Genomic DNA, 7,689 nt, shown 5'->3' with positions numbered 1-7,689 from the left:
GTCTCACCGGGGTGTGTGCTCTGGTGGGGCGGGCCCGGGCGGGGGGGGGCGGGGGGGGCGCCGGGGTCCAGGGCGAGGTCGTCGAGGCCGAGTTCGGCGCTCTCGCCGCCGAGCGGCTCGGTGCGGCGGAGCAGGGCGCGTATGCGGGCCAGGAGTTCCTCGGTGGCGAAGGGCTTGGCCAGGTAGTCGTCGGCGCCGGCGTCGAGCCCGGCGACCCGGTCGCCGAGCTGGTGGCGGGCGGTGAGGACCAGGATGGGCAGGCGGTCGCCGCGCCGGCGCAGCATCCGGCACAGCGCGAGGCCGTCGAGGCGGGGCATGACCACGTCCACCACGGCGAGGTCGGGGCGCCGGTGCTCCAGGAGCTCCAGGGCCTCCTGTCCGTCGGTGGTGGTGAGTACCCGGTAGCCCTCGAAGCGCAGCAGGTGGTCGAGGGTGTTGCGGACGCCGGGGTCGTCCTCGACGACCAGGACGGTGCGCCGGGCGGCGGTGGGATCTGTCATGGTGTCATCTTCGCTGGTGGCGGGCGTGGTCATGCCGGTCGGGGGCGGTCGGTTAGCAGGTCGGGCGGTCGGTCAGGGGGTCGGCAGGTCAGCGGGGGACCGGGACGACGGGGACCGGCGGAATGTGTGCGAGGCAGGAGGTGTCGCCGACCGCGCCGGTGCGGATGAAGTGGGTGGAGATGTCCACCGCGCAGCCGGTGGACTCCATCTCCGGGATGTGCCCGCTGTTGGGCACGGAGACGAAGGCGCTGCGGCGGAACTGGGCGGCGGAAAGACGGGAGTTGGCCTCGGGGGTGTTGGTGTCGAGGTCTCCGGAGAGCACCAGGACGGGCACGTCGGGCACGTTCTTCAGGTCGGTCGGCTGCGGGTCGGCGGTGCCGCGGCGCGGCCAGGACAGGCAGTTGTCGCCGCCGTCGGTCTGCCCCTCGGTCCAGCCCTTGACGCTGAAGGCACCGAAGTCGGCCGGGTCGGCGGCGGCCAGCGCGGCCCGGTACTGGCGGCGGCGCTCGGCGAGCGGGGCGGCCGGGTCCCAGGCGCGGGCGTAGTCGTTGCAGGTGACGGCCAGGAAGGAGGCCTGGTCCTCGGTGCCGGTGTGCTCGACCTCGGCGCGCACCAGGGCGGTCAGCGGTGCGTCGTCGCCCGTGGCGAGGGCGTGCAGGGCGGCCGGCAGCGCGCCGAGCAGACCGGGCTCCTCGGGGTGCAGGCCGATGCCCCGGGTGGCGGGCTCGTACATCAGGTCGGCGAGCTTGTCCTCGCTGAAGACCACGGTGCGCGGCCTGCCGCCGAGGGCGGCGGTCAGCACCAGCGGGCGGGTGCGCAGCCGCTCGGCGGCGGTGGCGAGGTCGCGGACGGCGCCTTCCGGGTCGCAGGCCCCGCTGCGCTCGCAGATCCGGCGCAGCGTCAGGGAGACCTGCTGGGCGCCGGGCCGGGCCAGGGAGTCGAAGGCGAGCGGGTAGGCGCCGGACAGCACCATCGACTCGACCCGCTGGGGGTGGCGGTCGGCGTAGACCGGCATCAGGTAGGTGCCGTACGACAGGCCGTACAGGACCAGCTTCGGGGCTCCCAACCGCGCGCGGGCGGCATCGAGGTCGTCGGCGGTGGCGGCGCTGGTGTAGCCGCGGGCGCGCGGGCCGAGTTCCCCGGCGCAGTCGGCGACGAGCTCGCGCTGGGCGGGGCGCGGGGCGAAGCGGTAGTCGGCCTCGGTGACGTCGCAGGGGAGCCGGCCGGAGCGGCCGGTGCCGCGCGGGTCCAGCAGGAGCAGGTCGTAGTCGTCCAGCACCCCCTGCAGTGCCCCGGCCACCTGGTCGGCGCGGTCGATGAGGGTCTCGCCGGGGCCGCCGGGGTTGAGCGCGATGGTGCCCCGGGCCGGGCCGGGGCGGCTGTGGCGCACCACCGCGTAGCTCACGCCGATGCCGCCCAGGCGCGGCTCGTCCGCCACCAGCGGGCGGCGCATGGTCGTGCAGTCGACCTGGTGCCCGGGGACGGTCGGGCACCACGCGGGCCGGCCCGCCGCCCCGGTGGGGGCGGCCTGCGCGGGCGAGGCGGTGGTGACCGGCAGCACCGCGGCCAGCACCGCCAGCGCGGCGGCGGCCAGCCCGCTCCGGCGGGCCGGCTCCTTCGCCCGGCTCGCGGTCGCGCCGGTCGTCTCCGTCGCCATGCCCGTCGCCATGCTCGCTCCCGTGTTCGTCGTCATCGTGGTGCCCTCCGTACGTCCTGGTCGGTGTGGGCACGACCCTGCCGGGTGCCGGTCAGCGGTTCGGCAGAGCGACGACAAAGGCAGGTAAGAGCTCTGGCCGGTCCCTCCGCCGGAACCATGCGACGCAGCGTCAAGATCCTTTCCTTGATGGAAACTTGACGAACACGAGTCGTCCCCAAGGCTTCTCTCTGTTCGAAAAATCGGTCTAACTAATAGCACCGAACGGGGCAGGGCCAGCACGCAGCAAGCGGCTGAAGCCCGCGGACGCCGGTGCCTTCCCGCCGTCGGGAAAGCCGCTCACCTTGCCCGGCCACGGAATCGCCATGCCCGCGTCGGCGAACCGTCAGGTCGCGCAAGGAAAGAACTCGTGGTGTTCACGTGGGGGAGAGGGGCAAGTCAAGGATGACGAAGTCCGCAGGAGCGCGCAGATTCGCGCAGGTGGTGGCGCTGGTCACGGTGGTGGCAACCGCCGCGGCCTGTAGTGGCGGTGGTGGGGGCGGCGGCAGCGGCAACCCGGGGCCGGCCGGAGCGGCGGTGCAGGGGGGTGTGGTGCGGGTCGCCGAGGCGCCGTCCACCTTCCCGGACGCCATCTGGCCGTTCGACTCCCCGGCCCAGGTCAGCACGGTGAACACCAGCCAGTTCCAGGAGCTGTTCTACCGCCCCCTGTACTACTGGGGCCTGAACGACAAGGTCACCCTCGACCCGGAGGTGTCCCTCGGCGAGGCGCCCACCTGGAGCGCGGACGGCACGACCGTCACCGTCCAGGTCAAGCCGTGGAAGTGGTCCAACGGTGAGGACGTCAACGCCCAGGACGTACTGTTCTGGATCAACATGGCCAAGGCCGAGTCGTCGAACAGCGGCTACTACACCCCGCCGAACCCGGCGATCGGCGCCAAGTACTTCCCGGACAACGTGGCTTCGGCGACCGCCTCGGGCCAGACCCTGACGCTGACCCTCAACACCCCGGTCAACCAGACCTGGTTCACCGACGACGAGCTCAGCCAGATCACCCCGATGCCGCTCGCCTGGGACCTCACCGGCCAGGGGCAGAAGGGCAGTTGCGCGAGCGACGCGTTCGGTTCGGACGCCGCCGCGAAGGACTGCGCGGCCGACTACGCCTACCTCAGCGCGCAGTCGACCAAGGGCGGCGACTTCGCGGGCAGCCCGCTGTGGTCGGTGGTCGACGGCCCGTGGAAGCTCAAGAACTACAACGGCACCTCCGGCGCGTACGGGATCGTGCCGAACACCGCCTACTCGGGCCCGCAGAATCCGCACCTCGACGAGGTGGACTTCGTCCCCTACACCTCGGCCACCACCGAGTACGCGGACCTGAAGGCCGGCAGCGGCGGCGCCAACGCCATCGACGTCGGCTACCTGCCGGCCGAGAACTCCCCGACCTTCAACGCCAAGAACCCGGACGCGGGCAACCCGTTGAGCAGCGCGGGCTACTACATCCCGGCCCCGACCTACCTGGACGAGATCTCGTACTACCAGATCAACTTCGCCAACCCGGCCGTAGGGCCGCTGTTCAAGCAGCCCTACTTCACCAAGGCCGTCCAGGACACCGTGGACCAGCAGGGCATCATCAACGGCATCTGGAAGGGCTGGGGCTACCCGAGCACCGGCGCCGTGCCCAGCCTCCCGGCGGGCAACCCGCTCTCCCCCAAGAGCCAGTCCGAGCGCGCCACCTACGACCCGGCGGCCGCCAAACAGCTGCTGAGCAGCCACGGCTGGAACACCGACAGCGTCCCGGCCACCTGCACCGACCCGGGCACCGGCCCGAACCAGTGCGGCGCCGGCATCGCGGCGGGCACCAAGGCCGCGTTCACGCTCGACTACCCCTCCGGCCAGGCCGCGCTGGACACCATGGCGGCGGACATGCGCTCGGACGCGGCCAAGGCGGGCATCGGCATCACCATGGTCAGCCAGACCCAGAACACCATCGGCAACGAGGGCGTGGCCTGCAGCGACGCGCAGCCGGCCGGCTGCCAGTGGCAGGGCCTGCTCTACGGCGGCTGGGTCTACGCCCCCGACTACTACCCGACCGGCGACGCGCTGTTCGCCACCGGAGCCGGGCCGAACGTCTGGAGCTTCTCCGACCCGAAGCTGGACCAGCTGATCGTCAAGACCACGACCGGCAGCGACGTCAACGACCTGTACGCCTACGAGGACTACATCGCGGGCGTCCAGCCGGTCATCTACACCCCCAACACGCTCGCGATCAGCGAGGTCACCAAGAAGCTGCACCTCGACGCCGGTGACCCCTTCCAGGGCTACGAGCCGGAGTACTGGTACTACACGAAATGACGGCCATCCGTAACGGCGTCGCCGCCGCTCCCCTCGGGGGGCGGCGGTGACGGCCTACCTGATCCGACGGCTGTTCCAGGCCCTCCTGACGGTGCTGATGGTCACCGTCATCTCCTTCGGCCTGATGCAGCTCATGCCGGGCGGCCCGGTCCGGGCGATCCTCGGCTCCCACGCCACCCCGGCCAACATCGCCCACCTGACCCAGCAGATGGGTCTGGACCGCCCCGTCTACGTGCAGTACTGGACCTGGCTGGACGGCCTGCTGCACGGCAACCTGGGCTTCGACTACATCCAGCAGCGCCCGATCTCCGACCTGCTGTTCAACGCCCTCGGCGCCTCCGCCTACATCGTCGGCGCCTCGCTGCTGCTCGCGCTGCTGATCGCGGTGCCGGCGGGCCTGCTCCAGGCGACCCGCCGCAACAGCGTGCTGGACCACGCCTTCACGGTGTTCTCCTTCGTCGCCTACGGCGTGCCGACGTTCTTCATCGGCTTCCTGATCCAGCAGTGGTTCGAGGACGACCTGCACTGGGTCTCGGTGCAGAACCAGGTGGCCACCTTCGGTGACGCGCTGACCCACCCCGGGGCCGTCTGCCTGCCCGTCCTGACCCTGACCGTCACCACCGTGGCCGGCTACAGCCGGTACATGCGCTCCGGGGTGCTGGACCAGATCACCCAGGACTACGTACGGTCCGCCCAGGCCAAGGGCGCCTCCCGGCGCCGCACCCTGTACGGCCACGTGCTGCGCAACGCCCTGATCCCGATGGTCACCCTGGTCGGCCTCTCGCTGCCCGCGCTGGTCGGCGGCGCGCTGATCGTCGAGTACGTCTTCAACATCCAGGGCATCGGCCTGCTGACCACCCGTGCCGCGCTGCAGAACGACTACGGCATCACCTTGGCGGCCACCCTGCTCACCGCGGTGACCACCGTGGTCGGCTCGCTGCTGGCCGACGTCGGCTACGCCGTGCTGGACCCACGAGTGAGGCTCACCTGATGGCCCTGACACACGATTCGACGGAAGGTCGGCCCGCCTCCGCCCCGGGCGGGGAGCCGGCCGGGCGGCCCCGCTCGATGCTCCGGCGCGGCGCGGAGGTCTTCGCCGAGAACAGGCTGGCCCTGGTCGCCGTCGTCGTCCTGGTCGCGATCATCGCCTTCTGCTTCCTCGGCCCGCTGTTCTACCACGCCGACACCTCGGTGGTGAACCTCTCCGCCGTCACCCTGCCGCCGGGCGCCGGGCACCCGCTCGGCACGGACAACGACGGCATCGACGAGCTCGGCAAGGTGATGGTCGGCGGGCAGACCAGTCTGGAGATCGGCCTCGCCGCCGGTCTGATCGCCGCCGTCCTCGGCGCGCTGTACGGCGCGGTCGCGGGCTACCTGGGCGGCTGGATCGACGCGTTGATGATGCGGGTGATCGACTCCTTCATGTCCTTCCCGCTGATCTTCCTGCTGATCTACCTCAGCAGCGTCTACGGGAAGAGCAAGACCATGCTGATCCTGGAGGTCGGCCTGACCTCCTGGTTCGGCATCACCCGCCTGGTCCGCGGCGAGGCCCTGGCGATCAAGGTCCGCGAGTACGTGGCCGCGTCCCGGATGATGGGCGCGGGCGGCCGGCGGATCGTGCTGAAGCACATCCTGCCCAACACCATCGGGACGACGATCGTCAACACCACGTTCTCGATCGCCGACGCGGTCTTCGCCCTCTCCACGCTCAGCTACATCGGCCTGGGCCTCCAGGCGCCCAACAACGACCTGGGGGGCATGCTCGACGTCGGCACCACCTTCGCCGGCCAGGGCTGCTGGTGGATGATCTATCCGCCCGCCGCCGTGATCATCCTGGTCATCCTGTGCTTCAACGTGATCGGCGACGCCCTGCGCGACGCCTTCGAAACCCGGCTGCAGAAGCGGTGAACCCGACGGAGGATCAGCAGTGGCGCTCCTCGAAGTGACCGGCCTGCGCACCGAGATCCGGCTGAAGCGCTCGGTGGTGCACGCCCTGGACGGCGTCGACCTCGCGGTGGACGTCGGCGAGACCCTCGGCATCGTCGGCGAGTCGGGCTGCGGCAAGACCATGACCGCCATGTCGATCATGCAGCTGCTGCCCAACGGCGGCAGCGTCGTCGACGGCCGGGTCCTGCTCGACGGCCGCGACCTGCTCGCGCTCGGCCCCGAGAAGATGGACCGGGTGCGCGGCAACGACATCGGGATGATCTTCCAGGACCCGACCACCTCGCTCAACCCGACGATGACCATCGGCCGGCAGATCTCCGAGTCCGTGCGCATCCACCGCCGGGCCTCCCGGAAGGAGGCGCACGAGCGCGCCGTCGAGGTGCTGTCCCTGGTGGGGATGCCCAGCCCGGCCCGGCGGGCCCTGGTCTACCCGCACGAACTGTCCGGCGGGATGCGCCAGCGGGCCATGATCGCCATGGCCCTGGCCAACGAGCCCAAACTGCTCATCGCCGACGAGCCGACCACCGCCCTCGACGTCACCGTCCAGAAGCAGATCCTCGAACTCATCGACCACCTCAAGCAGCAGCTCGGCATGGCCGTCATCCTCGTCACCCACGACCTCGGCGTCATCGCCGGACGGGCCGACCGGATCGCCGTCATGTACGCCGGGAAGGTCGTCGAGACCACCGGCACCGAGGAGCTCTACACCCACCCCCGCCACCCGTACACCGAGGCGCTGTTCGAATCGCTGCCGGAACGTTTCGCCGAGTCCGGCGGCCGGCTCTACTCGATCCCCGGCCTGCCGCCGGACCTGACCACCCCACCGCCCGGCTGCCGGTTCGCCGCGCGCTGCCGCTACGCCACCGAGCAGTGCCACACGCAGGAGCCGCCGCTGTCCGGGGAGGTCCCGGAACACCGCTACGCCTGCTACTTCCCGGTCGGCGAGGCCGAGCCGGGCGGCCGCCCGACGGCCGTGGCGCCGCGCCCGGCGACGGCCGTAGGGGCCCCGGAGGTGCGGGCCGCTGCGGTGCCCGAGGAGGCGCCGGCCGAGCCGCTGCTGCGCATCGACAACCTGGTCAAGGAGTACGCGGTCACCAGCGGCCTGATCCTGCGCCGGGCCGTGGGCGCGGTCAGCGCCGTGGCCGACATCTCCCTGACGCTGGGCACGCGGGTGTAGATCGGCCCCGCGCCCGCGTGGGCCGTCGGGACTCGAAACCACCTCACCCTGCACACGTGACC

6 protein-coding genes are annotated in these 7,689 nt (G+C 71.5%); 4 read left to right on the top strand and 2 right to left on the bottom strand.

Annotated features, from left to right (window positions below):
* Positions 1-500, bottom strand: a 500-nt coding sequence (locus ACFV61_RS32590) for a response regulator transcription factor (RefSeq protein WP_380495596.1), incomplete at its 3' end; no start/stop codon positions are given.
* A gap of 88 nt (positions 501-588) precedes the next feature.
* Positions 589-2,193 carry an alpha/beta fold hydrolase gene (locus ACFV61_RS32585; protein WP_380495594.1) on the bottom strand — a complete coding sequence of 535 codons (1,605 nt, stop codon included), beginning with the start codon at positions 2,191-2,193 and terminating at the stop codon, positions 589-591.
* A 405-nt stretch (positions 2,194-2,598) separates the two neighbouring features.
* Between ACFV61_RS32585 and ACFV61_RS32580 the strand changes: the two genes are divergently transcribed.
* The 4 genes from ACFV61_RS32580 to ACFV61_RS32565 are packed head-to-tail and all read left to right on the top strand — an operon-like array spanning position 2,599 to position 7,627.
* Positions 2,599-4,503 carry an ABC transporter substrate-binding protein gene (locus ACFV61_RS32580; protein ID WP_380495592.1) on the top strand — a complete coding sequence of 635 codons (1,905 nt, stop codon included), beginning with the start codon at positions 2,599-2,601 and terminating at the stop codon, positions 4,501-4,503.
* A 46-nt stretch (positions 4,504-4,549) separates the two neighbouring features.
* Complete coding sequence (locus ACFV61_RS32575) at positions 4,550-5,494, top strand: ABC transporter permease (RefSeq protein WP_380334447.1); 945 nt, start codon at positions 4,550-4,552, stop codon at positions 5,492-5,494.
* Positions 5,494-6,411 (top strand): ABC transporter permease, encoded by a 918-nt coding sequence (locus ACFV61_RS32570; RefSeq protein WP_079136461.1) that lies wholly within the window; start codon positions 5,494-5,496, stop codon positions 6,409-6,411. Before ACFV61_RS32575 ends, ACFV61_RS32570 begins: the two co-directional genes overlap by 1 nt.
* Before the next feature lie 19 nt (positions 6,412-6,430).
* A complete protein-coding gene (locus ACFV61_RS32565; protein ID WP_380495590.1) occupies positions 6,431-7,627 on the top strand; it encodes an ABC transporter ATP-binding protein in 1,197 nt (398 codons plus the stop codon).
* Positions 7,628-7,689: the final 62 nt, after the last annotated feature.

The organism is Kitasatospora sp. NPDC059817, from assembly GCF_042731835.1.
GTDB lineage: Bacteria > Actinomycetota > Actinomycetes > Streptomycetales > Streptomycetaceae > Kitasatospora.
The sequence above is the reverse complement of the archived record's forward strand: the minus strand, read 5'-3'. Positions and strand labels throughout refer to the sequence as shown.

Excerpts from the sequence above, each read along its gene's own strand:
- ACFV61_RS32570 (WP_079136461.1), top strand. The coding sequence starts at position 5,494 with ATGGCCCTGACACACGATTCGACGGAAGGTCGGCCCGCCTCCGCCCCG.
- ACFV61_RS32580 (WP_380495592.1), top strand. The coding sequence starts at position 2,599 with ATGACGAAGTCCGCAGGAGCGCGCAGATTCGCGCAGGTGGTGGCGCTG.
- ACFV61_RS32585 (WP_380495594.1), bottom strand. The coding sequence starts at position 2,193 with ATGACGACGAACACGGGAGCGAGCATGGCGACGGGCATGGCGACGGAG.